Origin of the sequence: Micromonospora sp. CA-240977 (assembly GCF_050942285.1) — a bacterium.
Classification (GTDB): domain Bacteria; phylum Actinomycetota; class Actinomycetes; order Mycobacteriales; family Micromonosporaceae; genus Micromonospora.
In genome coordinates, this window is the sequence record NZ_CP192055.1 from 706,437 (window position 1) to 731,731 (window position 25,295).

Below are 25,295 nucleotides of genomic sequence, written 5' to 3' on the forward strand. Positions count from 1 at the left end.
GCTCGCTCTGGGTACGCCGGGCGCTGGAGTTGATGTGAGGATGGCATCCGTGGTGAGCATCGGCCCGTTGACTGAACTCGACCGAGACGAGTGGGAGAGGCTGACCCGAAGTTTCCACGCGCACTGGGCTGGACGGCCGGGTCGGCCCGCGACTGAGGTTGACGACGATGGATACGAACAGACTTGGCGACGCTTGGTCGGCGGTGAGCAGATTCGTGGTATCTGCGCAAGGCTCGACGGCGAAATGGTTGGCATCGCCCATTACTTGTTTCACGCAAGCGTATGGGGTGCCGGAAGATGTTATCTGGCTGATTTGTTCGTCGATCCGCACCTACGACGGCGTGGTATTGCGACAGCAATGATCGAATGGGTGGCGCAGGATGCCGCCGAGCACGGTGCCCCGCGCCTGTACTGGAACACCGAGGTCGACGCCGACGCTCGCGCGTTGTACGACAAGATCGCGGTCTACAGGGGCTGTATCGTCTACAACTACTCGTGGCCTGTGACCACCACCGCGACGTAGACCAGTTCATGTCACTGGCCGTGCTGACGCCCTCTACTCGGAATGAATCGACGTCGCCTGTCCAATCATCATGTCGTCGCCGGTACCGGTTGCCCTTTCGTGGCATGGCATCGGGCGACGGATAGCCAGGCAGGCATGGTGCCTGGGTGCGCGTCGCGGAGCAGCGGCGCCGCCCGCTGGCCAAGGTGGTGTCAGCGCGGCGCGGCGGCGTACTCGGCTATCAGGTACGAGCGGTAGGTGATCACCGCGGGGATCGTCACGTTCAGCTTCCCCGCCGTGGCGGTCAGCACCTCCTCGTATCCCAAGAGCAAGCCGGAGCGCCGCGCGCTGGTCCGGGTTCAGCAGCCGTACCCGGCAAGCTGGGCGGCGCCCTCCAGGTACTGCACCGACGCCTGAGGTTCGGACGGCGACCGGTAAATCTAGGCTGAAGAGACTAGACATCTTCTGCGGTGTGGCATACTCTTCTTCAAGTCGAGAGTAAAGATCCGTTAGAACGCAGACGGGCTGTCCGGCCGTGAGAGCACGCCGGGCGGCGAGGAGTGGAGCAGGTTCCATCGCTCCCTCTACCGAAGGCAGTAAGAGCACAGTCCGGCGTAATGCGAGCCGGAGTGCAGGTGGGGCCGAGGGTCTTCTGTGGCTCTACCTGTTGTTCGCCGTACGTGTGGGGGCCATGAAGTCGCGTGGGGCTCCGGCACCGGCGGACCGTACGTCAGCAAGGGAAAGAAGTAGGCAGAGGAAAGGGAGGGCCGTACACCGTTGGATCGCCCGCCGTCGGCCGTCATGTCAGGCCGGGCGGACACCGCAGTTTCCATCGAACGAGAGGTGGTCTCCGGTCACGCATACGCGATCCTCGCACCCGAAGCCGTCAGTTGCGGCTGGTGCGGATACGACAAGCCGACGTTCCGTTCGGCAGATGGTGTTCTGACCCGTAACCCTGGGCCCCGGCGCGTCAGCGCCGGGGCCCTCGACGTGGAGGTGAAATGGGGCAAGGCCCGGATGACATGTTCGGCGACGAGAACTACCCGGCCTACACCATCGGCCAAGCCGCGGAAATGCTCGGCACCACGCAGGACTTCCTGCGCCGCCTGGACGAGGCCAAACTGATCAACCCGCACCGCTCCAGCGGCGGGCACCGCCGCTACTCCCGCTACCAGCTTCGCCTGGCCGCCCGTGCCCGGGAGATGGTCGACCAGGGCACCGCCCTGGAGGCCGCCTGCCGGATCATCATCCTCGAAGACCAACTCGAGGAAGCCCTCCGGCAGAACCAGACCCAGCAGCATCGGACGCGGCGCACTGAGGGGTGAGGTCGTCGGCGGGCGCTGAGCCGGCTGGCCCGCCAGCGCGGGTACGCCGGTTTTCGCTGCGCCCGCCGTGCCAGTCGAGGTGCTGAGCGAACTCCACCTCCGCCGCCGTTGGCTGCGGCAGCTGAACAGCGTTCTTCTTATCTGCCAGGACGTGGTCCTTCTCGGACAGGATCAACGTCCTCGCACCCCCATGGGATCGACGGCGGATCACGTGCTACGGTAACCGAGTTGCAGTTTTGATTTCCGTAGACGTTTTCCGGCGCCTGATGGGGCATCTGAAACCCATCCAGGCGCTTTTCGTTTTTCGTGTCGTTTCGACGCGGGTGATCAACGCGGCGGCGTAAGGGTCCGCAAAGTGCGGTCTCTGACAGCCTGCGAAGGAGCAGACATGACTACAGGCACCGTGAAGTGGTTCAACGCCGACAAGGGCTTCGGCTTCATCAGCCCGGACGGCGGCGGCGCTGACGTCTTCGCCCACTTCTCCGCGATCTCGGCGAGCGGCTTCCGCAGCCTCGACGAGAACCAGAAGGTGGAGTTCGACATCACCCAGGGCCAGAAGGGCCCGCAGGCGGAGAACATCCGCCCGCTCTGATCCACAGCTTGCGAACGGCGGTCCGACTGGTTCAGCGGGCCGCCGTTCGGCGTTTCATGCGCTCACCAGGGCATCGCGAAACTCGTCTGCTCGGCAGAAGGGTGTACGGCGTTGCATCTTGAAGGGTTGGTGACTATGACGACGACCTACTCGGGTCCTGCGAAGCTGATCCTGGTCGACGGCGCCTGCATCTCCGGCATGGCTTCCCTCAGCACCAACCAGCGCGGAGGACTCAACGGCTGGGGCGGCACGTTCCGGCCGGACGAGATCACGACAGACCTTCGCAACGCAGTCGAAGGGCTGCAACTGGAGCTGCCCTACGATCGGGTGGGGACAGTCGCCGTCACCGGCATTCGCAAGCTACTCGCCACGCAGATGTTGATGTCGTTGGCAGGACGCGGACCCGCACCATTCTGATCACCATCCTCAAAGCACTGCACCGGCTCAACCGCGGGGAGAGGCTCAAGAGGGGTTTGCTCGGCTCGAAGTAGCGTTGCCCTCCCGGCTCGACAACCCACGCTCTAGTCACCGGCGGTGCGGGAGGTCCGGTAGTCCCGAGGGGACGCTCCCATCACCCGTTTGAAGGCGGTACTGAAGGCGGCCTCGGAGCTGTAGCCCAACTCGGCGGCGACCGAGGAGACTGTCCGGTCGGACTTCAGCAGGATCTGCTTGGCCGTGTGCATGCGCAGGCTCAGCAGGTACCTACCAGGGCTCTCCCCGACGCCCGCCTTGAATTTCTCCGCGAAGCCTGACCGTGACATCCGCGCCGTTCTCGCGAGCTCGTCAACGGACCAGGCGCGCGCGACGTCGTCATGCATCACTGTCAGGGCCGCGTCCACCCCGGGATCGAGCAGCGCCGCCACATGCGCGCGCTCACCGGGAGGTCCAGCGGTGCTGGCGGTCAAATGAGCGCGCAGCCCGTGCAGCAGGATGATGCGCGCCAGATGGTCGAGCATGAGCGTCTGTCCCGGCCGGGGCGCGGCCGTCTCGTACCTCATGAGTTGGATCGTCGCCCGAAGCACGCCGGTGGGGTCCGCGTCGGCGGCGAGGTGTACGACCGACGGAAGTGCGTTGAGCAGCAGTTCGCCGTTGGCGCGGTCGAAATGCAGGCGCCCGCCGACCAGGGTGGTGTCATGGCCGTCGCCGCCGTAGCCGAGGTCCTCGCCTGACGTCCAGATCTCCTCCGAACGCACGGCGGTGATCCCCGGAGTGCTGGCAAGCTGGTAATCCTGACCGCCGACCACCAGGTAGCAGTCGCCCTGCCGCAGGTGCAGCGGTGCCTTGACGGTCTCCACGGTGAGCCAACAGGCTCCGGAGAGCACCACTCCGAACTTCACGTGCATCTGACCGCGGAAGGCGATCGCCCACTTACCGCCGGCTCGCAGCTCCGCGCAGACGGCACCTTCGATGTTCGACAGGGCCAGTACATGGGACAGGGGATCCATTTAGACTCCGGGACGATCGCGAAATAATTCTGGCGCTTCTCGCATGCATTGTGGGCAACCCAGGAAGCTAATCTTGGATCTGGCAATGAACAACGCGGAGGGTAGACGATGAGCGACGACGTTCAGGTGATTGCCGACAAGGCGTATGATGCCCTGATTCAAGGGTTCCAGACTGGTTCATGGGAGAGCTTCTTCGACCTGTTCGACGCTGAGGTGGACGTGATCCTCCCGGCCCCGCAGACCGGTCATTTCACCGGGTCCGAGGGGCGGGAAAAGCTGGTCGGGTTCTTCAGCGTGTTCACACCCGGCGTCAGCCGGTTCGACAAGGTTGAGGTGATTTCCAAGACCGTCGCTGAGGATCGCGTCGTCTTCGAGGACTGGGCTCGAGGTAGCTTCTTCAACGAGCCGTACGCGGCCCGACACTGCATTCACGTCATGGTCCGAAATGGCAAGGTCGTGGGCTTTCACGAATACAACCGACCGCTCGACTAGGCGTGGTCCATCGAGGCGTGCGCCGACAGTAGGGCGTTCCGTTTCATTGCGGAATGCTCCTCGGGATCCGTCTGACCTGGACCCCGAGCCATCGCGCAGCAGCCGGTCGGGCGTTTCCCACTCGCGCCACCGCCTCCGCGATACGAGACTTTCGGTGTTACTCGGCACGTAACCTCTCCCGACGGAGGGTGCACCAAGTGAGCTCACCAAACCCGCGTACGGCCTGCTCAGGGTTGCGGTCCCTCGCGCGTCGACAGCGCGAGGGACCGTGCCGGAGTCAGGAGCCGAGGCCGGCGGCCCGCGCCATGTAGTCGGCGTACCAGGTCGGCCAGTCCGGGTCCTCGTGACCGAGCTCTGCCTCGTGCTGGCCGTGGGCCACAGCGGCGTCGCGCAGAGCCTGTTCCACCTCGGTCACCGAGCCGTAGACGACGTGGGTGGTACGTCCCGGCTGCCGCGCGGTGACCTCTTGGAGCACGAAGCCGTTGCCGTCTGGGTCGCTGAAAGACGCGAACGAGCTGTACGACCGCCGATCAGGCTGAGGGCCGGTCACCCGGTCCCGCGTGCCGGCGTGGTGGAACACGCCACCGGCGTCGTGGAAGACCTCGCTCACCTCGATCCCACGGGCGACCAGCTCGGCCCGGGCGGCGACGACATCGTCCACCACGAGGTGTACACCCTGCACCGATCCGGGTGCGGCATCGGACACTCCCTCCCCAATGATCAGCGAGGAAGCCGAGCCGGGCGGGGTGAAGTGCACGACGCGGAAGCCGTCCGGGGCGACATAGTCCACGTCCTGCCGGAAACCGATTTTTTGGTAGAAATCCCTGGCCCGGTCCACGTTCGAGACCGGCAGGACGATGACCTCGAGCTTGAAATCCACGATCTTCACTCCTCCGCTGCGCAGGATGCCGTTCGGCGTCCGGTCCTCACCGTCGCGCACCGGACTCAGGTGTCGCCCCAGGGAGAACCCCTGGCAGGTGCCCTGGGCCTCACCGGGCCAGCGCGTTGAACAGGTGCAGCCGGATCTCGCTCCGGGTGGGAAACGCGGGAATCGCGTGGCGCATCCGCCGGAGCGGGACCTCCCCGACGATCGCGATCGTGGCCGCGCGGAGGAATTCGGCGACAGCGGCGCCGGTGATGGGTCACGCCGACCAGCACGTCATGTCTCCCCTCCTCGGCATCTACCTCGTCCGTGGTCTCGTCGCGATCGTCTGGGCTACCGGATTCTCGGCCGGCAGCGACTCGCTCACCGCCATCACCGTCGTCCTCCTGATCGCCCACCCGCTCATCGACGTGGTGGCCTCGCGAGTGGCGGCCCCGGACGTCGATCCGGGGCCGCCGTGGTTGGTGCGGTTTAGGTCAGACCGCGACGCCGCGGCACTTTTCCGCCTGGGTGGTGTTGTCGTGGCCGGTGTGGCAAGTCACCGCGGGTAGTGGTGGATGTTGCTAGCGGTCTTGCCATCTAGGGACGTGGCTGGGAGAGTCGCCGGGGCTTGGCCCTTTTCCACCCAGTTGACCAGGGCGTCGAGGTCGGCGCCCGGGTTGATCAGCGGACCGGTGCTGAAGAGCGGCGTTCCGCAGTGGTCGACGCCGGGCAGCAGGAAGAGGCGGTAGAAGTCGTCGACGCGCTTGTTACCGCCGAAGGCGGCGTTGACGTGCTTGCGGTAGTCGACAGTGCCCTGGGTCGGGATCAGCTGGTCTGATTGGCCGTGCCAGGTGAGCAGCTTGCCGCCAGCCTCGGCGAAGGTCGACAGGTTCGGGTCGTTGTTGGCGATGATGGCGTCGTACTGCCTGGTCGCCGAGGTGAAGAGCTGCGTGAACGTCTTGTAGGTGAGCTTGGTGCTGTCGAACGACGGGTTCTTCGTCACGAAGTACTTGGCCCACTGGTCGGGCACCTGGAAGGGCGCGCCGGGGTTGGCGATGAAGTTGAACGCGGAGCCCTTGTTCTGGCCGTACCAGAGCTTCTTGCCGGACGGTGAGACCGGGCCGGCCCAGATCTTGTTGACCGCGTCGGCGACCGCGTTGGTGATGGTGATTTCCTCGCCTTCACAGACGACCTTCTGGCCGACCAGGCGACGGGCGTCCCACTTGCAGTCCTGCGGGTTGTCGATGACGCCGTCCTTGACGCCGTCGAGGGTGTCGCAGGCCGTGACTGCAGCGGTGTTGAAGGCGGCCAGTTCGCACTGCGACGGGGCGACCTTCTCTTCGTTGTAGACGGCCTGCGACCACAGCGTGGCGATCTCGAACCGGTTCCACTCGATCGCCGGCGCGTTCGCGAGGATGCCCTGGAAGTCCGTCGGGTAGTTCTGTGCCTCCGCGTAGCCTTGGCGGCCGCCGGTCGAGCAGCCGGTGAAGTACGAGTACGTAACGGCGCGCTGGTAGAACTTGGTCGCCACGTCCTTGCCGATGACCGCCATGTCGTGCACCGAGCGGGAGGCGAAGTTGGTGAGCAGCCCGGTGTTGATCTTTCCGTCGGCGGTGAGCCCCCAACTGGCGTCGAGGCCGGTCTTGACGCCAGCGTCGGTGGCCGCGCCGACGTATCCGCCCTTGACCGCGCTGATCAGCGGGACGCTCAGATCGCTGAGGTCGCCGGCGGAGTAAGCGCTGCCGCCGGTGGCCTGGAAACGCCCGTTCCAGTCTTTGGCATCCTGGGGGAGCGAGACCTTGATGGTGACGGTGTCGTTCGCGCCCGGGTGAGTCACGACGACATTGATGTCGCACCAGGCAGGCACGGCGTTGATCGGCGGATTCTGCGGGAGCCCCGGGGTGGAGGGGAACGTGAAGTCGCCGCCGGCCTTGGAGACAGCCTTGACCGACACCACTGTGGTGCCAGACGGCGCGGAGACCGGAACGGCGGCGCAGGTGGTAGCGGCGGTCGTGCCGCCGTCGCGCGTGGCGGCGTTGACAGCCACGGGCGTGAGGGAGGCCGCTAGCGGAACTGCCGCGGCCATCAGAATCATCAAGCGTCGTTTCATACCCATACCCTCACCGAACCGGGGCGACGTGACCCCAGGGTGAGGCACTGGTGTGCACCCTGGCCGAGGACCCGGGAACTCCCGGGCGTGATTCCGGTCCGCGGCATGGCCGGCTTTCCCGTGGCCGGGCTGCTTCCCGACCCGGTCCACGGGGACTTGGCGAGTGGTTGAGCGTTGTGGCTGCAGGGCCCGACCTGCGAAGGCTTTGGACCCCGCAACCGACACCGACGTCGATGCAGCCCGCGACCGGCGTCCGCAGCCCGGCCGCGCGAACCAATTCTCCGCGACCTCGGGATCTCGCGGGCTCGTGGACGCCGGTGTCGGTTGTTTCTAGAGGAGGTCGACGCCGGTCAGCTCCTCGCTGAGCGTCCACAAGCGCCTGGCCTGGGCTGGGTCGATCGCGTGCGGCGCGACCCCCGAAAGGTCGTTGAAGCCGCCGAGGTGCGCGGTGTCGGCATCGGTGTCGCGGGCGAGTTCCGCGATGTCACAGTTCTCGCAGTAGACGCCGCCTATCCCGGCGAGCTGCGGGCTCGTGGCGCACCATACCGGCGTTGCGGCGCCCTGTTCGGGTGTCTTGAGCTGCTTGCTCGGGTCGAGGATCGGGCTGCCGTCGGGGTTGGCCATACCGGCCGCCGCCAGCTGCCCGGTCGTCAGATACTGCTTCAGTCCGGTGGCGACGATGCTGCCGGGATGGGCGGCGAAGGCGCGTACACAATCTGCCTGTCCGCGCCGGTCGAGTTCGACTGCGAACAGCGACATGGCCGTCTTGGACTGGCCGTACGCAATCCAGGGGTCGTACTCGCGGTGTGTGAAGTTCGGGTCGTCCAACACGACGGGCGAGTGACGGTGCCCGAGCGAGGTGAGGGTCACGACGCGAGCGCCCACTGCGGCCTGCAAAGCCGGCCACAGCCGGGCTGCGAGCTGAAAGTGACCGAGATAGTTGATCGACAGCTGGAGTTCGTTGCCGCGCGAGTCGCGTGCGAACGGGGCGGCCATGATTCCCGCCGAGGCGACCAGGATGTGCGCGGGCCGGCCGGAGTCGACGAACTCCTTTGCCACGCTGTCGATCGAGGCCGGTTCGCTGAGGTCCATGACCGCATATTCCGCGGACTCCGCCGCCAATGCGGTCCGGGCATTGGCGACGTCGCGGTCGAGGACCACGACGTGGGCGCCCGCAGAGCTCAACGCCAGCGCGGTCTGTAGTCCCAGTCCGGAGTTGGCGCCGGTCACGATCGCGGTCTTGCCGGTCAGGTCGACCGAGGCCAGAACGTCCCGGGTTGTGGAGGAAGCGGTGAATCCCGAGCTGATGGGGCGCTGTGCCGTCACTGTGTCAGTCCTTTCTGCGGACCCTGAGGGGCGCAAAACCTTGGTAAGTACGCCGAACCTCACCGTCGTGCCCGGCCAGCTCGTCTGGATCCTGAGCACCGTCTCGGTGCAGGACCGCCCCGGCACGCACGTGGTGGGCCGCCGTTTGCCGACTGGCAATCGAAATTCACGCTGGCGCCGCTCACCCCAGTGCGTGGTCCAGCAACCGGGGGAGGAGCAGATCATCCGTGGCGTCGGCCGACGCCTGACCAATCAGGCGTGCCACCGTCGGTTGGCCCAGGGGTGCGGCCGTGCCACGCCCGCGGCGCGGAGCGTGTGGTCAACCAGCGATGGCCGTGCTGCGGGCTTCGATGGCTCTGAGCGTGTTCTTCAACGCCTTACCCAGCACGCCCTTGCCGACCGAGCCCAGCACAACGCCGGTCAAGCGGCCCTTGAGGTTCTTGCCCTCGCGAACCACCACGACGTCCAGGACCGTCGTCCCGTCCGGCTGCGGCCGCAACGTATAGGTGTGACCCGACTGGCCGCCCCAGAGGTTGGAGTCGGTCGTCGTCATGGTGACACGGCGGGGATTCGACCAGTCGTAGCGCAGCCGCTCCCAGATACCGCCCGAGCCTTCCGTGACGTCAGCCCAGCTAGGACCCTGGCCATGCACCTTCAGATATTCGTCGGCGCTGTTGCCGAATATCTCCGACCGGCCCGGCCCGAAGTCGGTGAGTGCGGCAAGAACCTGCTCCGGCGTCGCGGTGGTCTTTTCAAGAAAATGGATCGTGGACATTGCCTTCTCCTGGATCTCCGACTGACGTCCTCCCAGACTCTCCGACCGCGGAGTCCGACGAGCCCGTGTTACACCCTGGTTCTCCGCCTCAACTCACTGGTTGACGCCCCATGACCCGCCCACAAATGATCGCGAGTAGCGCGCTGCCTGCTCGGCCGGTGGGTGACCGCCTGCGCGCCGGCTTTCGCACTGTGCCGCGAGCGTGGCCGGGTTGAGCCCAGGGATCAGGTGCGGATGTGGTCGTTCGTCCCTGGACATCCGGTTCCGGGCGGAAGGTGTCGACCACGACATCGGCGGCCTGCGCCGCGCTGTGCTGCGACAACCGCGCGGGCCGCACCGACCACCGCACCACGCGCGAGACGGCACGTCCGCTCTACATACGCTGTCTCGTGTCACCTGTCGGGCACCCTGCCACAGGACCCCGAGTGCTTGTCCGCCCACTAAGCGGGTATGCCGAAGCCACTGCCCCTCAGGGGCGCTGCCGTCGGGTTTGCGGCGGCAGCACCCGGTAGGGGCGCAAGGGCCGTGGTCCCCGATCAACGCCTCCCGGCGGTACGAGATGAACAAGACCTGGTGCCGGAACTCACGCCGGGTCAGAGTCGTACCCCGCGTTCTCTGGATGCCACTTCGCGTGCTGTCCGGCCCACCCGCGCGGTGGCCGTTCGCGGTGTAGTAATTTCGGCTGGGGGACCAACGTGCCGAGTGACAACATGGGTTTCGAACTGCTCGGCCGGCACCGTGAGCGCGACCTGCTCGATCGGCTGATGCGCGACGTCCAGGCCGGCCAGAGCCGTGTGCTGGTGCTGCGCGGCGAGGCCGGGGTGGGCAAGACCGCGTTGCTGGACTACGTGACCGAGCGGACACCGACCGATCGCGTCGTGCGGGCCGCGGGCGTCGAGGCGGAGACCGACCTGGCGTACTCGACGCTTCAGCTGCTGTGCGTTCCGCTGTTGAGACACCTGGATCGGCTTCCCGGACCGCAGCGGGACGCGCTCGCTACCGCGTTCGGCCTCCAGGCAGGTCGTCCGCCGGAAGGGCTGCTCGTCGGTCTCGCCGTGCTCGGCCTGCTCGCCGAGGCGGCGGCCGAGCAACCTCTGGTCTGTGTCGTGGACGACGCGCAGTGGCTGGATCGGATGTCCGAAATCATCCTCACCTTCGTCGCCCGCCGTCTGGACGCGGAGTCGGTCGCGTTGCTCTTCGCCGTGCGCAGCCCCACCAATGAGCAACTGCTGGGCGGCCTGCCCGAACTGCGCGTCGACGGCCTGCCCGACGCGGACGCGCGCGCGCTGCTGGACTCGGTGCTACCGGGTCTGGTCGACACCCGGGTTCGGGATCGGATCGTTGCCGAGACCCGCGGTAACCCGCTCGCGCTGGTCGAGCTGCCCCGCGGTCTGTCCCCGGCGGAGCTGGCGTTCGGATTCGGTGGGCGCAGCGGAACGCCGCTGGCCGGCCGGGTAGAGGAGGGCTTCCAGCGGCGTATCGCTGCGTTGCCGGCCGACAGCCGGCGGCTGCTGCTGACCGCCGCGGTGGAGCCGGTCGGTGATGTGTCGCTGCTCTGGCGTGCCTTGGACCTGCTGGGTGTCGGTCCCGCCGCGGCGGTGCCGGCGGAGGCAGCCGGCCTGGTCGAGCTGGGCACCCGGGTACGGCTGCGCCATCCGCTGGTGCGCTCGGCGAGTCGGCGTTCGGCCGATCCCGCCGAACTGCGCGCGGTGCACCGGGCGCTGGCCGACGTAACCGACCCGCAGCAGGACCCGGATCGACGCGCCTGGCACCGGGCGTATGCCGCGGTGGGGCCGGACGAGGAGGTCGCCGGTGAGCTGGAACGCTCGGCAGGCCGGGCGTTGGCCCGTGGCGGTCGGGCTGCGGCCGCCGCCTTCCTCGAACGGGCCGCCGAGCTCACCGCCGATTCCACGGCCCGCGGCCGGCGGGTCCTGGCCGCAGCGCAGGCCCGATTCGCCGCCGGTGCCACCGAACAGGTAGCTGGCCTGCTGGCCGCCGCCGAGCTGAGCTCCCTGGACCCGGCGCAGCTCGCTGAGGTGGAGCGGCTGCGGGCCCGCGTCGCGTTCGCCCTCAACTCCGGCCGGGCGGCGGTGCCGCCGCTTCTCGAGGCCGCCCGCCGGCTCGAGGCGCTGGACCCGGCTGCGGCCCGGGCGACCTATCTTTCTGCGATCGGCGCGGCCTTGAATGCCGGACGGTTCGGCGGGGATGACCTGCGGCTCATTGCCCAGGCCGCCCGGCGAGTGTCTGAGGGTGCGGAGCCTGCCGGCCTGCTTCTGGCGGCTTTCACCACGTGGAGCCTGGATGGGCAGGCCGCAGCCGTGCCGCTTTTTACCCGGGCGCTGCGCGCGGTCACTGTGGAGACCGATGTGGACCTGGCCTGGCTGGTCGGTCTGGTTCTGCATGAGGTGTGGGACGACGTCGCCTTTCAGACGCTTACCGAACAGGTTGTGAGCTACGCCCGCGAGACGGGGCGGCTGTCGCTGCTGCCCACCGCGCTGACGTTCCGGGCCACCGCGCTGATCTTCGCCGGGCGGTTCGCCGACGCGTCCGATCTGCTCGAGGAGGCCGAGGCTCTCGCGTACGCCGCAGGGCCGTCGCCACACCCGGCCACCGCAGTCATCCTGGCGGCCTACCGAGGCCGGGAAGAGTCGGCCGTCGAGCTGATCGACGCCTTGGCCAAGGAGGCCGAAACGGGCGGCATGGGCTGGTTGCTCAGCGTCGCCGGCTACAGCAAGGCAGTGCTGTTCAACGGGCTCGGCAACTACCCGGCGGCGCTGGACGCCGTGCGCTGGGCGGCCGAGCAGGACGACCTGGCCGTTCAGCAGTGGGCGCTCGGTGAGCTGATCGAGGCCGCCGCGCACTCGGGTGCGCACGCTGCCGCAGTGCAGGCACGCGACCGCCTCGCGGAGCGAACCAGCCTGGTGGCGACGGATTGGGCGATCGGCACGCAGGCACTCGCGGACGCGCTCGTCGGGCCGGACGCGGAAGCGGACGAACGCTACCGGGTGGCCATCGACCGGCTCGCCACCACGCAGCTCGGCCTGCAACTGGCCCGGGCTCGGCTGTTGTACGGGGAGTGGCTGCGCCGGTCGAACCGCCGTGGCGACGCCCGAACCCAGCTGCGGTTGTCGTACGAGGCGTTCAGCGTGATGGGGGCGGAGGCGTTCGCCCAGCGGGCGGGCCGGGAACTTGCTGCCACCGGCGAGACGGTCCGCAAGCGCACGGTGGGTATGCCAGAGGAGCTGACCTCGCAGGAGACGCAGATCGCCCGATTGGCTGCTGCCGGCCGGACGAACCGGGAGATCGGCGCCGTGCTGTTCCTCAGCGCGCGAACGGTCGAGTGGCACCTGCGCAAGGTCTTCACCAAGCTGGGCATTAGTTCCCGTCGTGAGCTCCGCGCGGCAATCGATTCCAGCACACCTCGACCATGAGGCCGCTGCAATCGATACAAGCCGCTGGCCATCGTGGCGTTGGCAGCGTCGTGGAGTTCGTTCGGCTGCGCTGCCCATACCCGGCACCGCAGACCGCGTCCGCGCAGCCACCGTCAGCAGCAACGATCCAGGTGGCGTCGTCTCGACCCGGGGCGGCTGGCCCTGCTCGCGCTGACACACCTTCGCGACGGCGACACCTACGCCCGCCTCGCCGCTGACTTCGAGGTCGGCGTCGCCACCGTCCGGCGTTACGCGCAGGAAGCGATCGCTCTGCTCGCGACCGCCGCCGCCGATCTGGCCACCGCCATGCAGCGAATCCGCCGGCTGGCGTAGGCCATCCTGGATGGCACGCTGGTCCCGATCGACCGGGTCGCCGATCAGAAGCCGTATTACTCCGGAGAACACAAGCGGCACGGCGTGAACGTGGAGGTCATCGCCGAGGCCGCCGGCCGGCTCGTGTGGGGCGTCAACGGCACTTTCGGGATCAGCCCACGACCTGACCGCCGCCCGGACCCACGACGTCATTGACGCGCTGAATGAGCCATCGCCACGCTCAAGACCTGGAAGATCATGGCCAAGCTGCGCTGCTGCCCGCGCCGGGCGACCACGATCGTGCAGGCCATCCTCGTCCTGCACCACGTCGAGGCCAACCGCTACGCGAGTTCAGTACGGCACCAGCTCGATGGATAACGCCGGTAGCTCCTTGCGTGCGGTCCCCTCCCGCCGGTTTCGTCTGTGCCCCTCCAATAGGGTGAGGGCCGCCGGTGGAAGGGGGCTTCGTGCGATCGGAGATTGTACGGATCAAGGCATGCCTTAACGGTGGCCGGCGTCCCGACGAGCACCCGGCCGTGCCGATCACGCCCGGCGAACTTGCCGCGCAGGCGGCCGGTGCGGTGGCCGCTGGCGCTGAGGCGCTGCATCTGCATCCACGTGACCGCGTCGGCGCGCAGTCGCTGCACTCCAATGACGTGGGCGCATCTGTCGCTGCAGTGCGCCGGGCCTGTCCAGGCGTGCCGGTGGGGGTAACCACCGGGCTGTGGATCAGTGACGGCGACGTCGGTCGGCGACTGGCGATGGTGGCTCGCTGGGCTGACCTGCCGTTGGCGGCACGGCCCGATTTCGCTTCTGTCAATGTGAGCGAGACCGGATTCGTTGAGCTGGTCGAGGCGCTGCACCGGGTCGGGATCGAGGTGGAGGCCGGGGTGTGGTCAGCCACCGACGCTCAGACGCTGGCCGCCGCCGGCCCGGCCCGCTGGACCCGCATCCTGGTGGAGGTTATCGACGGTGTGGCCGAGACGGCCGCCGCTACGGCCGACGCCATCCTCGCCCGCCTAGACGAACTCGGAATCGCCGGACCGCGGCTGCTGCATGGCGAGAACTCAGCGTGCTGGCCGCTGGTAGCCCACGCTGGCCGGCTGGGGCTACCCACCCGCATCGGGTTGGAAGACGCCGTCGTCGGTCCGGCTGGCGAACCGGTCGTCGACAATGCTGACCTGGTGCGACAGGCACTGGTTGTTTGGACCGGCGCCGCGTCATCACGGCAGTAGAGATTCGTGCTGCACGTACGCCCGGCCATCCGAATCCTCGCCGTCAGCACCCGAATGGCCGACGACGGGCGACACCGCCCCGTCGGCCGTCCGAACTCGTTTCGAACAGATCCGAACGGATCCGAACGCCTGGTCGCTGCCCCGACCACGCCAGCGCGGCTACGGTCTGGGCCGAGCGCCCTGACGACAGCGGGCGCTGGGACCCGACCGGGGGCGAAGTGTCCGAGCGCGCCGCGACGTATGCCGAGGTGTTCGCGGTGCGCGAATACCGCCACCTGTTCGGGGCGTACCTGCTGTCTCTGGCCGGTGACCAGCTCACGGCCGTGACCGTGGCGTACCTGATCTTCACCGAGACCGGCTCCGCCGCCCTGGCCGCGGCCGGCTACGCGAGTTCCTACCTCGCCTGGCTCACCGGCGGACCGCTGCTGACCGGCCTCGCCGACCGGTTCCCCCGGCGAACCGTCATGATCGCGTGCGACCTTGGCCGCGCGGCGCTCATCCCGCTGGCGGCGCTGCCGGTCCTCCCCGCGCCGGCCCTGGTGGTGCTCCTCTTCGTGGTCAACCTGATGCGGCCACCGTTCGTGGCGGCGCGGGCGGCGCTGATGCCGGAAGTGCTCGACGGTGACCGCTACGCCGTGGCCAACGGCGTGGACAACATCTGCGCCCAGGTCGTGCAGGTGGTCGGCTTCGCCGTCGGGGGGAGCCTGGTGGCGTTGCTGTCGCTGCGCGGCGCCCTGCTGGTGGATGCCGGCACGTTCCTCATCTCCGCCCTGCTGATCGCGATCGGCGTGCGGTCCCGGCCCGCGCCCCAACCGCCATCGAACCCGACCCGCCGTGGCCGGGCGATCGGCCTGCGGGTGATCTTCACCGATACCCGACTGCGGTCCTACGTGCTCGTCCTCTGGACGGCCAGCGCCTTCACCTACGCCGCCGAAGGGCTGATGGCACCGCTGGCCCGGCAGTACGGCGGTGGCGCCGGCATCGTCGGCCTGTTGCTCGCGGCGGCGCCGTTGGGGATGGCCGTCGGCGGAGTCGCCCTCACCCGGTTCTGCCCACCGGCGGCCCGGCCACGACTCATCCTGCCCCTGGCCACGGTGTCGAGCGGGGTGCTGACGGTGGCCTGGCTGGTGCCTCCGCTGTGGCTGATGCTGCTGCTGTTGGTGCTGGCCGGCGCGGCGAGCGCTTTCGCGATCCCGCTCAACGCGTTGTTCGGCCGGGCGGTGCCGACGGAGTACCGGGGACGCGCGTTCGGGGTGGCCATCACCGGCCTCAGTGGGCTCCAGGGGGCGGCGATGGTCCTGGCGGGTCTGGCCGCCGACCGTTGGTCGGCCACCACGGTGATCGGGTTCAGCGGAATGTCCGGCGCGGTGGCGGTCCTCGCCTTCGTACCGCGGTGGCCGCGGCAGCCTGTCTCCACGCCGGTGATGTTCGAGTCTCCGGTCGAACAAGGCCGAACGATCTCGAACGCCGACAGCCCTACCGCCGAAGCGAGCCGCGGCCGACGCTGAGATCACCCGGCGGGCACGGGGGCCGCCACCTACGGGAGAGGGGAAGCGCATGCGCAACGTCCGCAACCGTGGCATCAGCTGGACCTGACCGTGACGCTCCATTTCGTTTGGAGCGCCTCCGGAACCACCTGATGGCCGGAGGAGACCGACCACTGCGCCGAGAGGAGGTGTGGGAGATGCGGAAGGACGACTGCGTTAAGTGAGAGCCGTGTGAAGCGCGGTGGGTGGTCGCCGGCCAGGCGACCACCCACCCACCCACCCCTCGACGCTGGAGAAGGCATGCACAATTCGGGTGACCACCCGCTCACCATGGGTCAGCTCTCGATGTGGCGAGCCCTCTCGGTACGCCCCCCGGAGCAGCTGTGGGAGTCCAACCTGGACCTCACCTGGTCGACTCCGGCCGGGACCACCGAGGAACAGGTTCGGCAGGCGCTCACCGCGCTGGCCGTGCGGCACGAGTCGCTGCGCACCGTGTACCGCGCGGCCGATGATCCCGGCGGCGTACGGCAGGTGGTCCTGCCCGACCCGATCGTGCGGTTCACCGAGGCGTCCGTTCGCGACCCGTTCGACCTGGCCGACGCGCCGGCGTGGCGGGCCTGGGTGCGTACCCCCGACGACGGCGGAACACCGCAGGTCCGTGTGCTGATCCACCACATTGCGGCCGATGGTGCCGCGGTGCGGATCCTGGAGTCCGACTTTCACGCACTGCTGCGCGGTGACCGTCCCGCCGATGCCCCCACGCCGCGCGAGGTGGCCGAACGCCAACGCTCCGACGTCTTCCGGGCCAAACTGGTCGCGGCCGGCGACTACCGCCGACGGATCGTCGCCGCCGTACCAAAGGTGCCGGTGTCCCGGGGTCCCATGGTGCGGGCGTGCGCACACACCGGCATCCCGTACGGCGCGGTCCGTGACACGGCACGGCAACTGGGAGTCACCCTGCCCACCCTGCTGCTGACGGTGTACGTGCAGGCGCTGGTTACGACCACGGGCCGGCCAGACCAGCTGCTGTGGCAGTTGTCCTCGAACCGGATGGACCCCACGGTGCGGCGCCTGGTGTCCTCCATGACCCAGTTGGTGCCCATGCTGGTCGAGTGCGATCCCGACGGGCCGCTGCGCCCGCTGGCCCGCGACGTCAACGTCGCGGCGGCGCGTGCCCTGCAGCACGGCGTGTACGACCCGTTCGCCGTCGAGGCCACGGACTTCGACCACGGCACCTTCTTCACCTTCATCCCGGCGCCGGCCGACGCCGCTGCCGATCCGGCGCCGTCCGATCCGGAACCCCGGCGGATCGAGTTCCTTGCTCCCCGCGCGCACAGCGGAGCCAGCTTCTACGTGCTGGCGGAGGTGTACCCGTACGTGCAGCTCACCATGCGGGTGATGCGCAGCGGGTACGGGCGCCCCGAGGTGGAGCGCTTCCTGAGCACCATGACCGACCTGCTGCTGCGCGCGGTCAAGGACGCGGCATGACCGACAGTCTGTGGCGACACCGCGACTTCATGGTGTTGTGGTCGGGCAAGACCCTCAGCGAGGTCGGCGACGCGGTCTCGATGCTGGCCATTCCGCTGCTGGCCGTCACCGTGCTGGACGCCTCCGCCGTGGAGGTCGGTGTCCTCAGCGCCACCCGGATGGTGGCCTACCTGGTTCTCTCCCTGCCCGCCGGGGTGTGGGTGGACCGGATGCGCAAACGCCGGGTGATGGTGGTGTGTCACCTCGTGCGGGCCGGGCTGGTGGCCACCGTCGCCGTCAGCGCGTGGGCCGGCTGGGTCACGATGGCGCAACTGTGGACAGTGGCGCTGCTGACCAGCGTCTGCACCGTGCTGTACGAGACCGCACACCAGAGTTTCCTGCCGTCGATCGTCACCAAGGACCAGTTGATCGACGCCAACGGCAAGCTGACGACCACCTACTCGGTCTCGCGGATCGCCGGGTACGGCGTGGGCGGCGCGCTGGTGTCGGCGCTGGGCGTGGCGCGCACCGTGGGCGTCGACGCGATCGCCTACGTGGTGAACGCCGTGTCCCTCCTGCTGATCCGTGATGCCGAGCAGCGGCCGGCCGTGGCGCGGCGCCGGGACTTCCGCCGCGAGCTGGGCGACGGCCTGTCCTTCGTGTTCCGCCACCCGGTCATGCCGCGTCTGGTGGCGGCCGCGGCCTCGTTCAACCTGTTCAGTCAGATGCTCTTCGCGTTGTCGGTCCTGTACCTGGTACGCGACCTGCGCCTGAGCGAAGGCATGGTCGGTGTGGTGATGGGGCTGACCACGCTGGGCGGGATCATCGGCGGCCTGGCGTCCGCACGGCTGGCGCGCATGGTGGGCACGGCCCGGATCATCTGGATCGCCCCGCTGGCGATCGGCTGGACGGTGCTCCTCGTACCGGCCGCCCAGCCCGGCTGGGGGTCGGCCGCCTACACGGTCGGCATGGCGGGGATGGGAGTGGTCTTCGCCATCTTCAACTCGGCGGCGGTCAGCTACCGGCAGCGGGTCTGCCCGCCCGAGCTGCTGGGGCGGATGACCGCGTCGGTCCGCTTCGTGATCTTCGGGGTGATGCCGGTGGGCGCCCTGGCGGGTGGGCTGCTGGGCAGCTGGCTGGGGGTGCGACCGACGCTGTGGATCGCGGCCGTCGGAGTGTGGGCGTCCGGCCTGCTGCTCTACTTCTCGCCGCTGCGGCGGTGGCGTGACCTGCCCGACGAGGCCGATGAGCCAGCCGGCGGGCAGCCGACGACGAGCTTCCCGGCGCCGCGTGAGCGGGCGCCGGTCGACCCGGCCGGCACGGCCATCGGAGGTGTACGAGGTGCATGACCAGCCGTTCGGCCAGCGCATTCTCTCCTGGACGGGCGGGCCGGCGAACCCCGACCGGTTCGTCGCACTGGGCGGGCTCCGGCTGCCCGCGGAACCCGACCCGGCCGCCCTGCGAGACACCCTGGACGCGATCCTGGCCCGGCACCCCGTGCTGGGGGCGGGGCCGGTGCCGCTGCACACGGTCGACGACGTGTGGGCGGCGGCCGCCGCGGGCCGCTACCCGCCCGATGCGAAATGCCTGCTCTGGGCGTACCTGGCCGGTCGCGAGCTGCTGCTCGTGGCGCACCACAACGTGTCCGACCCCTGGTCGATGCGGCTGCTGCTGCGCGAGGTGCTGAAGCCGCGGACCGGGCCGGCCCCCTCCTACCACGGCAGCACGTCGACTCCGGCGCCCAAGCGGGTCAACCGGTCCGTGCCGTTCTGGCGGGAGATGCTCGCCGACGTACCGGCCCTGGTCCCGGGCCAGGGCTCCGGCGACGACGAGGTCACGGCCGAGATCAGAACGCCGAGCGGCATCACCCAGCAGCAGGCGGCCGAGGTCGCCCGGAGCGTGCGCAGCACCCCGTTCGTCGTCCTGCTCACCGCGTTCGCGCAGGCCCTCGGCCCGCTCAGCCCCGGCGAGGCCGTCGTCCCCGTGCTGACGCACGGCCGGCAGCGCTCCGACTGGGACACCGTGGGGCTGTACATGAACGCACTGCCGGTACGGCTCCGCACGCCGACGGTGGGCGCGGTGCACCGCGCGTTCGCCGAGGCGTACGCGCACGAGATCCCGTTCCCGGTGCTGCTGGACGCGGTGCCGCAGGCCGACGCGCTGTTCGCCGACGGCGGGCCGGGCCTGGCCCAGTTCGAGGTGATCCAGGTGCCGGAGGGCGCCGGGATCGAGCCGCTGACGATCCCGCCGGGGCTCGGGCTGGGCGGGCCGTTGCTGCCCGTGAACGGAATGACGTTCTGGCTCGAGCCGGGCGCGGGCGGCGCCTACACCACCTGCGTGCGCTACCGCCGCGCGTACCGGGAGGCCGACATGCAGGCGCTGGTCGGTCGATTCATCGACAGTTGGGAGGAGATCCGTGCAGACGCGCAGCGAGCTTGAGACGATGTTGACCCGGCTCTGGAGCGAGAAGTTGAACGTCACACCGGTGGGTGTCGACGACGACTTCTTCGCCCTCGGCGGCGATTCGTTGCTCGCCGCCGACCTGCTGATGGACCTCTACGATCAGCTCGGCGTCGAGGTCGACGCGGCGGTGCTGTTCCTCAAGCCGACTATCGCCGAACTGGTCGACGAGGTGCTGGCCGCATGAGGACCCCGCCGTGTGGGTACGCCCGCCCTCCGGGGCGGGTCGACCTCGCCGACCCCGACCTGCATGGCGGCGGCGACCCCCACGCCGCGTGGCGGCTGCTGCGCCGGTGGGATCCGGTGAGCTGGCAACCGGTGCAGGACAGGTCAGGTTTCTGGGCCGTCACCCGCCACCGCGACGTCAGCACCGTCCTGGCCGACCATGCCCGGTTCACCTCCACCGGTGGCGTGGTGCTCACCATGCTCGGCCGGCCCGAACCGGCGCAGAACCAGCAGTTCGCGGCGAGCGACCCACCGCGGCACGGCCTCATCCGGGGGCCGCTGCAGCGGCAGCTGACCGCACGGGCGGTAGCCCGACACGAGCCGGCCATCCGCTCCTTCGTCCGGGAGATGCTCGGCCCCGCCGACGGGCTCCTGGACTTCGCCTCGCTCACCTCCGCCCTGCCGATGGCCTTCCTGGGACCGCTGATGGGCATCCCGGCGGCGGACTGGCCCGCCCTGGCCCGCTGGGTGTCCATGTCGGTGGCCGAAGAGGACCCGGATGTCATGCTGCCGGGCGGGCCGTCCGCGACCCTCGACCGTGGACACCGGGAACTGTTCGCGTACCTGCTCGACCTGGTGATGTCGCACCGGCGGCGTCCGCGCGGCGACCTGGTGGACCTGCTGGGGGCGATGCCGCTGCGCGCAGGGGCGATCGTGGCCAACTGCTACAGCCTGCTGCTCGGCGCCAGTGCGGCCTTCCCACACGTGCCCCGCGCGGTCCTGGCCGAGCTGATTCGCACCGGGCGTTACGAGGACTGGGCCCGGCGACCCGAGCGGATCGGCCGCGCGGTGGAGGAGGCGCTACGGTTCACCTCACCGGCCGGGCACTTCATGCGACTGGCGACGAGCGACACCACCCTCGGCGGCGTCCGCGTCGCGGCGGGCGACGCCGTCGTGGTGTGGCTCGGGTCGGCAAACCGTGACGAGTCCGTTTTCCGCGATCCCGACACCCTCGACCCGGACCGTCACCCGAACCGGCACCTGGCCTTCGGGGAGGGGCGGCACTACTGCCTGGGGGCGGCGGTCGCCAGGCTGACGTTGCGCGTCTTCTTCGAGGAACTCTTCGCCACCTTCTCCTCCTTCGAATCGGCCGGCGAGGTCGAGCGCGTACGGTCGATCTGGTTGAGCGGGATCAAGCGGATGCCGGTCCAGGCCGGTCGGCGGTGATCCCCGAGGGGCTGGCCGGCCAGCTGCGCTCACGCCGGGAGACGCTGGCCGTGGTGGATCCCGAGCAGTCCCTGACGTACGCCGACCTGGACGGCTTGAGCGGTGCGGTCGCCGCCCATCTCGCGCAGCAGGGGGTGGCCGTCGGAGAACCGGTCATCGTGCACACCCGGTTGTCCGGCTGGGCCATCGTGGCGATGCTCGGCGTACTGCGAGCGGGCGCGCGTTACGTGCCCATCGACGCGGCGTTCCCCGCCGCCCGCCGCGAGTTGATGGCCGCCGGCAGCGGTGCGCACGTCACGCTCACCGAGAAGCTGCTGGCGACGTTGCGTCCGGTCCGCTTCGACTGGCAGGACGGGCCGGATGCGTACACGCTGTTCACCAGCGGCTCGACCGGCGTGCCGAAGGCAGTCACGGTGACTCGGGCGGCGCTGAGCTACTCGACCGGGGCCCGGCTGGAGTACTACGGTCACCCGCCCGAGCGGTTCATGCTGTGCTCGTCCATCTCCTTCGACAGCTCCGTGGCGGGCATCTACTGGACGCTGTGCACGGGAGGCACCCTGGTCATCCCGAGCGACCGCCCGTTCGACGTGCGGGCGATCGTCCGGGCCGGCGCCGCACACCGGCCCACCCACACGCTGATGGTGCCGTCCCTGTACCGCCTGGTGCTGCGTTCGCCGGTGCCCAGCCTGACAACCGTGATCGTGGCCGGCGAGAGCTGTCCGCCCGGCCTGGTCGACCTGCACCACGAGCGGATGCCCGCCGCGACGCTCTACAACGAGTACGGTCCCACCGAGTGCACCGTCTGGAGCACCGTGCACCGCTGCGCGGTGGGCGAGGACCCGGTGCCCATCGGCCGTCCGATCCCCGGCACGACGGTCTCGATCGACGACGGCGAGCTGTGCATCTCCTCGCCCGGCGTGGTGTCCGGTACGCCGACGTACCGCACCGGGGATCGGGTCAGCATGGGCGCCGACGGCCTGCTGCGGTACCACGGACGCGTCGACGAGCAGCTTAAAATTGGTGGGATGCGGATCGAGCCAGCCGAGATCGAGCACGCGCTGATGGCCCACCCGGCGGTGCTCCTCGCTGGCGTCGCCGTCCCCTACCGGGGGGTCGCGTACGTCGTCTGTGGCGAGCCGGTGGAGCAGAAAACCCTGCGTGCACATCTGCTCGACCGGCTGCCCGCCGTAGCCGTGCCCACCGTGTTCGAGCAGGTGGAGTCGCTGTCCACACTGCCCAACGGCAAACTCGACAGGCGTGCCCTGAGTCGGTCCGACCCCCCTCGACATGACGGCTGAGCCCCGCGCGCCCGCGGCACGTTTCCCGGTGACGGCCGCCTACGCGAGCACCGCCCGGATCGATGAGCTGCGTGCCACCGAGTACCGGCACCTCGACCGCGACGGCCGCGTCTACCTCGACTACACGGGTGCCGGGGTGGCCGCACAGGCACAGGTCATGGCCCATCACGACCGGTTGCTCGCGGGCCTGTACAGCAACCCGCACTCGGAGAACCCCACCTCCGAGGCGAGCGGCGGGCTGGTCGAGTCGGCCCGGCAGGCGGTGCTCGACTTCTTCCGCGCCGACCCCAGCGAGTACGCGGTCATCTTCACGCCCAACGCCACTGGCGCATGCCGCCTGGTGGGCGAGGCGTACGGCTTCGGGCCGGGCCGCCCGCTCGTGTTGACCTGGGACAACCACAACTCCGTCAACGGCATCCGGGAGTACGCCCGGGCGGCCCGCTCGCCGGTGCGTTACGTGCCGCCAGCCGGGCCTGACCTGCGGGTGGCCGTGGCCGACGTGCTCGCCGCGCTGGCCGCGCGCGACGGCGGGCCGGTCGGCCGTCCCTGGTCGCCCGAGTCGGGGCCGGCGGGGCTCTTCGCGTACCCGGCGCAGAGCAACTTCACCGGCGTGCAGCATCCGCTCGGCTGGGTGGACCTGGCCCAGCAGCACGGGTACGACGTGCTGCTCGACGCCGCGGCGTTCGCGCCGACGAACCGGCTGGACCTGAGCGTCGTACGGCCGGATTTCGTCTGCCTGAGCTGGTACAAGCTCTTTGGCTACCCCACCGGCGTCGGGGCGCTGCTCGCCCGACGTGCCGCGCTGACCCGGCTGCGCCGCCCCTGGTTCGCGGGTGGCACCATCCGGGCGGTCAGTGTGCAGGGTGACTGGCATCAGCCGATGGGGGACGAGACGGGGTTCGAGGACGGCACGCTCAACTTCCTCAGCATCCCCGATGTGGAGTTCGGGCTGCGCTGGCTCGACTCGATCGGCGTGGACCTCGTTCACACCCGGGTCAGCCTGCTCACCGGCTGGCTGCTGGAGCGGCTGACCGCGTTGCGGCACCGCAACGGCCAGCCGCTGGTCCGGGTCTACGGGCCGTCGACGGGCGATGCCCGGGGTGGCACCGTGGCGTTCAACTTCCGCTACCCGGACGGCACGCTCGTCGACGAGCGGCTCGTCGCGTTCGAGTCCTCGGCCGCCGGGTTCGCCCTGCGGACGGGTTGCTTCTGCAATCCGGGCTCGGCCGAGGCCGCCTTCGGGATCAGTCGTGGGCTGCTGCGCCGGACGAACCTCGCGCACGTCGAGACGATCGACCAGCATCTCGTCGCGCTGGGGCTGCCGACCGGCGGGGCGGTACGCGTCTCCTTCGGGCTGGCCTCGACCGTGACGGACGCGGAACGCTTCCTGGCCTTCAGCGAGTCGACCTACCTGGACCGGGACGGTCCCGCCGACGTCCGGCTGGCACCACGGATCCGGTGCTGAGCGCCCGGCTCGCCGCAGCCGGCTGAGGTGCGAGTCAGTCGACTGCGGCCCGCCAGCTCCAGGAGGTGCGCCGCGCCCGGCCTGGCAGCTCGCCCCGGCCGGTCAACCAGAGCAGCACGTCGGGTGCGGGGCCGTCCGGGGCGTCCGGAAAGAGCCGGCGCAGCACCATCGAGCTCGACGGCTGTGGTGGTTGCCACGGCACGCCGAGGCCGACGGTGATGTCGTAGGTGTGCAGCAGGGTCTCCGCCACGCCCATCGCGGCGAAACCGGCCGGGTCGCAGGGGCCCCAGTGCCAGGCCCGCGCGTCCGACCCGGTGGTGTCGACTGCGGCGGCGAGCAGCCCGGCGCAGGCGCGCACCACCGTGAGCACCTGCGCCGGGTTCGCGGTGGGGGAGACCCGCAGGTCGTACGGTTACCAACCGCGACCGGGAGTACTTCCCCGACCAAGTAGTCGTGGCGGCAGCGCTCGTGGCCGCTACCCTTCCCGGCGGCGAGCACCTACAGCACGGCCTTGCGCAAGTGTCCGACGAACCAAGCCCAGCGACTCTGTTCGATCCAGTGCCCGCCCTTGCCACGTCTGCGCTCGAGCGCTGCGCTTCGCGGCCGGTCCTGGCGGACCCCGGCATCAAGGATGGACGACCGAGACCGACCAAGCCGAGGCGCAGCGAACCATTGACGGTCTCACCGCCATTCTCGAAGCAGCGAACTCGTAAAGACCACCAGACACACCACGTCGACCGAGGATCGCGATCGGCGGCTGCGATACTGAACGAGGGTCGGCTGGCGGGCTCTTATTGATCATGGTGATGTGGTCCCCGTGTGGTCTCCAGCGGAGGTCACCCCCGGTCAATCCGTGCCACTTCAGGTCAATCGAGGTCAACGATCATGGTCGCCGACCCGTCCGGTGTGATCCGCGTGTGGTCGCCGGTCGGTCCGGCCTGCTGGGTCAATGTCCGTTGTGACGCCCTCACCATCTCGGCCGAGGCCCAGCTCCGCCTGGGTCGGCACCGTGACGCGCTGGCCGACGCCACCCTCGCCCGGGTCGTCGGCGCCGAGCTGGGCGACCCGTTACGCCAGGCACGCGCCCTCGCCGTACTGGCGGAGGCCCTCCGCGGGGTCGGCGACCACGACAACGCTGTCAGCCGGGGCCGGGAAGCCCTCGACCTGCTCGACGACACCGACGACCCGCAGCGACAGGCCATCCGGGAGCGGATCTCCGCGCACGACATCCACCACGATCGGTGAACGGTGCTCAGGAACGCGAGCGGCCTGGTGCTGTTTGTCCAGGACAAGTCCTTCCCACTTTTGAGTGAGAG

General features: G+C 69.4%; 23 protein-coding genes and 1 pseudogene. 18 read left to right on the forward strand and 6 right to left on the reverse strand.

Annotated elements, in window-relative coordinates:
- Window positions 1-40 precede the first annotated feature (40 nt).
- The 4 genes from ACQPWW_RS03350 (at window position 41) to ACQPWW_RS03365 (ending at window position 2,836) form a co-directional block, all read left to right on the forward strand.
- Entirely contained in the window at window positions 41-523 is a 483-nt protein-coding gene (locus ACQPWW_RS03350; protein ID WP_433129018.1) for a GNAT family N-acetyltransferase, read from the forward strand.
- A gap of 980 nt (window positions 524-1,503) precedes the next feature.
- Complete coding sequence (locus ACQPWW_RS03355) at window positions 1,504-1,827, forward strand: helix-turn-helix domain-containing protein (RefSeq protein ID WP_433129020.1); 324 nt, start codon at window positions 1,504-1,506, stop codon at window positions 1,825-1,827.
- Window positions 1,828-2,215: 388 nt separating this feature from the next.
- A complete protein-coding gene (locus ACQPWW_RS03360; protein ID WP_007074326.1) occupies window positions 2,216-2,419 on the forward strand; it encodes a cold-shock protein in 204 nt (67 codons plus the stop codon).
- 135 nt (window positions 2,420-2,554) lie between these two features.
- Complete coding sequence (locus ACQPWW_RS03365) at window positions 2,555-2,836, forward strand: hypothetical protein (protein WP_433129023.1); 282 nt, start codon at window positions 2,555-2,557, stop codon at window positions 2,834-2,836.
- Between the two features lie 104 nt (window positions 2,837-2,940).
- Here the strand turns inward: ACQPWW_RS03365 and ACQPWW_RS03370 are convergent, their stop codons facing one another.
- The gene (locus tag ACQPWW_RS03370; protein WP_433129025.1) at window positions 2,941-3,864 is read right to left on the reverse strand and encodes an AraC family transcriptional regulator; all 924 of its coding nucleotides are present in this window, start codon (window positions 3,862-3,864) and stop codon (window positions 2,941-2,943) included.
- A gap of 108 nt (window positions 3,865-3,972) precedes the next feature.
- On the opposite strand from ACQPWW_RS03370, the gene ACQPWW_RS03375 reads away from it, so the two are divergent.
- Entirely contained in the window at window positions 3,973-4,356 is a 384-nt protein-coding gene (locus ACQPWW_RS03375) for a nuclear transport factor 2 family protein (protein ID WP_433129027.1), read from the forward strand.
- 277 nt (window positions 4,357-4,633) lie between these two features.
- Here ACQPWW_RS03375 and ACQPWW_RS03380 read toward each other — a convergent pair whose 3' ends face one another.
- Window positions 4,634-5,236: a VOC family protein gene (locus tag ACQPWW_RS03380; RefSeq protein WP_433129029.1), complete on the reverse strand. Its 603-nt coding sequence runs from the start codon at window positions 5,234-5,236 to the stop codon at window positions 4,634-4,636.
- A gap of 218 nt (window positions 5,237-5,454) precedes the next feature.
- Between ACQPWW_RS03380 and ACQPWW_RS03385 the strand changes: the two genes are divergently transcribed.
- Window positions 5,455-5,790, forward strand: coding sequence for a hypothetical protein (locus ACQPWW_RS03385; protein ID WP_433129031.1), 336 nt, complete (start codon window positions 5,455-5,457; stop codon window positions 5,788-5,790).
- On the opposite strand, the gene ACQPWW_RS03390 is transcribed toward ACQPWW_RS03385, so the two are convergent.
- From ACQPWW_RS03390 to ACQPWW_RS03400, 3 genes are all read right to left on the reverse strand, one after another.
- Window positions 5,778-7,268, reverse strand: a complete 1,491-nt coding sequence (locus tag ACQPWW_RS03390; protein ID WP_433129033.1) for a tannase/feruloyl esterase family alpha/beta hydrolase — start codon at window positions 7,266-7,268, stop codon at window positions 5,778-5,780. The two genes, ACQPWW_RS03385 and ACQPWW_RS03390, sit on opposite strands and share 13 nt — an antisense overlap.
- Before the next feature lie 393 nt (window positions 7,269-7,661).
- On the reverse strand, window positions 7,662-8,657 hold the full coding sequence (locus ACQPWW_RS03395; protein ID WP_433129035.1) for an SDR family NAD(P)-dependent oxidoreductase: 996 nt from the start codon (window positions 8,655-8,657) through the stop codon (window positions 7,662-7,664).
- Window positions 8,658-8,976: 319 nt separating this feature from the next.
- Complete coding sequence (locus ACQPWW_RS03400; protein ID WP_433129037.1) at window positions 8,977-9,432, reverse strand: SRPBCC family protein; 456 nt, start codon at window positions 9,430-9,432, stop codon at window positions 8,977-8,979.
- A gap of 695 nt (window positions 9,433-10,127) precedes the next feature.
- Here ACQPWW_RS03400 and ACQPWW_RS03405 point away from each other — a divergent pair.
- The 11 genes and pseudogenes from ACQPWW_RS03405 to ACQPWW_RS03455 all read left to right on the forward strand — a co-directional run bounded on the left by ACQPWW_RS03405 (window position 10,128) and on the right by ACQPWW_RS03455 (window position 23,979).
- Window positions 10,128-12,863, forward strand: coding sequence for an AAA family ATPase (locus ACQPWW_RS03405; RefSeq protein ID WP_433129039.1), 2,736 nt, complete (start codon window positions 10,128-10,130; stop codon window positions 12,861-12,863).
- 39 nt (window positions 12,864-12,902) lie between these two features.
- Window positions 12,903-13,553: pseudogene (locus ACQPWW_RS03410) on the forward strand (transposase family protein).
- 89 nt (window positions 13,554-13,642) lie between these two features.
- Window positions 13,643-14,410 carry a 3-keto-5-aminohexanoate cleavage protein gene (locus ACQPWW_RS03415; protein WP_433129041.1) on the forward strand — a complete coding sequence of 256 codons (768 nt, stop codon included), beginning with the start codon at window positions 13,643-13,645 and terminating at the stop codon, window positions 14,408-14,410.
- A 218-nt stretch (window positions 14,411-14,628) separates the two neighbouring features.
- Window positions 14,629-15,918, forward strand: a complete 1,290-nt coding sequence (locus ACQPWW_RS03420) for an MFS transporter (protein WP_433129043.1) — start codon at window positions 14,629-14,631, stop codon at window positions 15,916-15,918.
- A 279-nt stretch (window positions 15,919-16,197) separates the two neighbouring features.
- On the forward strand, window positions 16,198-17,385 hold the full coding sequence (locus ACQPWW_RS03425; RefSeq protein ID WP_433129045.1) for a condensation domain-containing protein: 1,188 nt from the start codon (window positions 16,198-16,200) through the stop codon (window positions 17,383-17,385).
- The gene (locus ACQPWW_RS03430) at window positions 17,382-18,713 is read left to right on the forward strand and encodes an MFS transporter (protein ID WP_433129047.1); all 1,332 of its coding nucleotides are present in this window, start codon (window positions 17,382-17,384) and stop codon (window positions 18,711-18,713) included. Before ACQPWW_RS03425 ends, ACQPWW_RS03430 begins: the two co-directional genes overlap by 4 nt.
- Entirely contained in the window at window positions 18,706-19,803 is a 1,098-nt protein-coding gene (locus ACQPWW_RS03435) for a hypothetical protein (RefSeq protein ID WP_433129049.1), read from the forward strand. Before ACQPWW_RS03430 ends, ACQPWW_RS03435 begins: the two co-directional genes overlap by 8 nt.
- Window positions 19,781-20,011: a phosphopantetheine-binding protein gene (locus ACQPWW_RS03440; protein WP_110568593.1), complete on the forward strand. Its 231-nt coding sequence runs from the start codon at window positions 19,781-19,783 to the stop codon at window positions 20,009-20,011. Before ACQPWW_RS03435 ends, ACQPWW_RS03440 begins: the two co-directional genes overlap by 23 nt.
- Complete coding sequence (locus tag ACQPWW_RS03445) at window positions 20,008-21,216, forward strand: cytochrome P450 (RefSeq protein ID WP_433129051.1); 1,209 nt, start codon at window positions 20,008-20,010, stop codon at window positions 21,214-21,216. The genes ACQPWW_RS03440 and ACQPWW_RS03445 overlap by 4 nt, the downstream gene beginning before the upstream one ends.
- Window positions 21,213-22,514 carry an amino acid adenylation domain-containing protein gene (locus tag ACQPWW_RS03450; protein ID WP_433129053.1) on the forward strand — a complete coding sequence of 434 codons (1,302 nt, stop codon included), beginning with the start codon at window positions 21,213-21,215 and terminating at the stop codon, window positions 22,512-22,514. The genes ACQPWW_RS03445 and ACQPWW_RS03450 overlap by 4 nt, the downstream gene beginning before the upstream one ends.
- Window positions 22,504-23,979, forward strand: a complete 1,476-nt coding sequence (locus tag ACQPWW_RS03455) for an aminotransferase class V-fold PLP-dependent enzyme (RefSeq protein WP_433129055.1) — start codon at window positions 22,504-22,506, stop codon at window positions 23,977-23,979. Before ACQPWW_RS03450 ends, ACQPWW_RS03455 begins: the two co-directional genes overlap by 11 nt.
- A 34-nt stretch (window positions 23,980-24,013) precedes the next feature.
- Here ACQPWW_RS03455 and ACQPWW_RS03460 read toward each other — a convergent pair whose 3' ends face one another.
- Window positions 24,014-24,349 (reverse strand): hypothetical protein, encoded by a 336-nt coding sequence (locus ACQPWW_RS03460; RefSeq protein WP_433129057.1) that lies wholly within the window; start codon window positions 24,347-24,349, stop codon window positions 24,014-24,016.
- Window positions 24,350-24,864: 515 nt separating this feature from the next.
- On the opposite strand from ACQPWW_RS03460, the gene ACQPWW_RS03465 reads away from it, so the two are divergent.
- Window positions 24,865-25,224: a hypothetical protein gene (locus tag ACQPWW_RS03465; RefSeq protein ID WP_433129059.1), complete on the forward strand. Its 360-nt coding sequence runs from the start codon at window positions 24,865-24,867 to the stop codon at window positions 25,222-25,224.
- The last annotated feature ends 71 nt before the right edge of the window (window positions 25,225-25,295 follow it).

What these genes read in the sequence shown, in the direction of transcription:
- ACQPWW_RS03350 (WP_433129018.1), top strand. Translation starts at nt 41, where the DNA reads ATGGCATCCGTGGTGAGCATCGGCCCGTTGACTGAACTCGACCGAGAC.
- ACQPWW_RS03355 (WP_433129020.1), top strand. Translation starts at nt 1,504, where the DNA reads ATGGGGCAAGGCCCGGATGACATGTTCGGCGACGAGAACTACCCGGCC.
- ACQPWW_RS03360 (WP_007074326.1), top strand. Translation starts at nt 2,216, where the DNA reads ATGACTACAGGCACCGTGAAGTGGTTCAACGCCGACAAGGGCTTCGGC.
- ACQPWW_RS03365 (WP_433129023.1), top strand. Translation starts at nt 2,555, where the DNA reads ATGACGACGACCTACTCGGGTCCTGCGAAGCTGATCCTGGTCGACGGC.
- ACQPWW_RS03370 (WP_433129025.1), bottom strand. Translation starts at nt 3,864, where the DNA reads ATGGATCCCCTGTCCCATGTACTGGCCCTGTCGAACATCGAAGGTGCC.
- ACQPWW_RS03375 (WP_433129027.1), top strand. Translation starts at nt 3,973, where the DNA reads ATGAGCGACGACGTTCAGGTGATTGCCGACAAGGCGTATGATGCCCTG.
- ACQPWW_RS03400 (WP_433129037.1), bottom strand. Translation starts at nt 9,432, where the DNA reads ATGTCCACGATCCATTTTCTTGAAAAGACCACCGCGACGCCGGAGCAG.
- ACQPWW_RS03425 (WP_433129045.1), top strand. Translation starts at nt 16,198, where the DNA reads ATGCACAATTCGGGTGACCACCCGCTCACCATGGGTCAGCTCTCGATG.
- ACQPWW_RS03430 (WP_433129047.1), top strand. Translation starts at nt 17,382, where the DNA reads ATGACCGACAGTCTGTGGCGACACCGCGACTTCATGGTGTTGTGGTCG.
- ACQPWW_RS03445 (WP_433129051.1), top strand. Translation starts at nt 20,008, where the DNA reads ATGAGGACCCCGCCGTGTGGGTACGCCCGCCCTCCGGGGCGGGTCGAC.
- ACQPWW_RS03455 (WP_433129055.1), top strand. Translation starts at nt 22,504, where the DNA reads ATGACGGCTGAGCCCCGCGCGCCCGCGGCACGTTTCCCGGTGACGGCC.
- ACQPWW_RS03465 (WP_433129059.1), top strand. Translation starts at nt 24,865, where the DNA reads ATGGTCGCCGACCCGTCCGGTGTGATCCGCGTGTGGTCGCCGGTCGGT.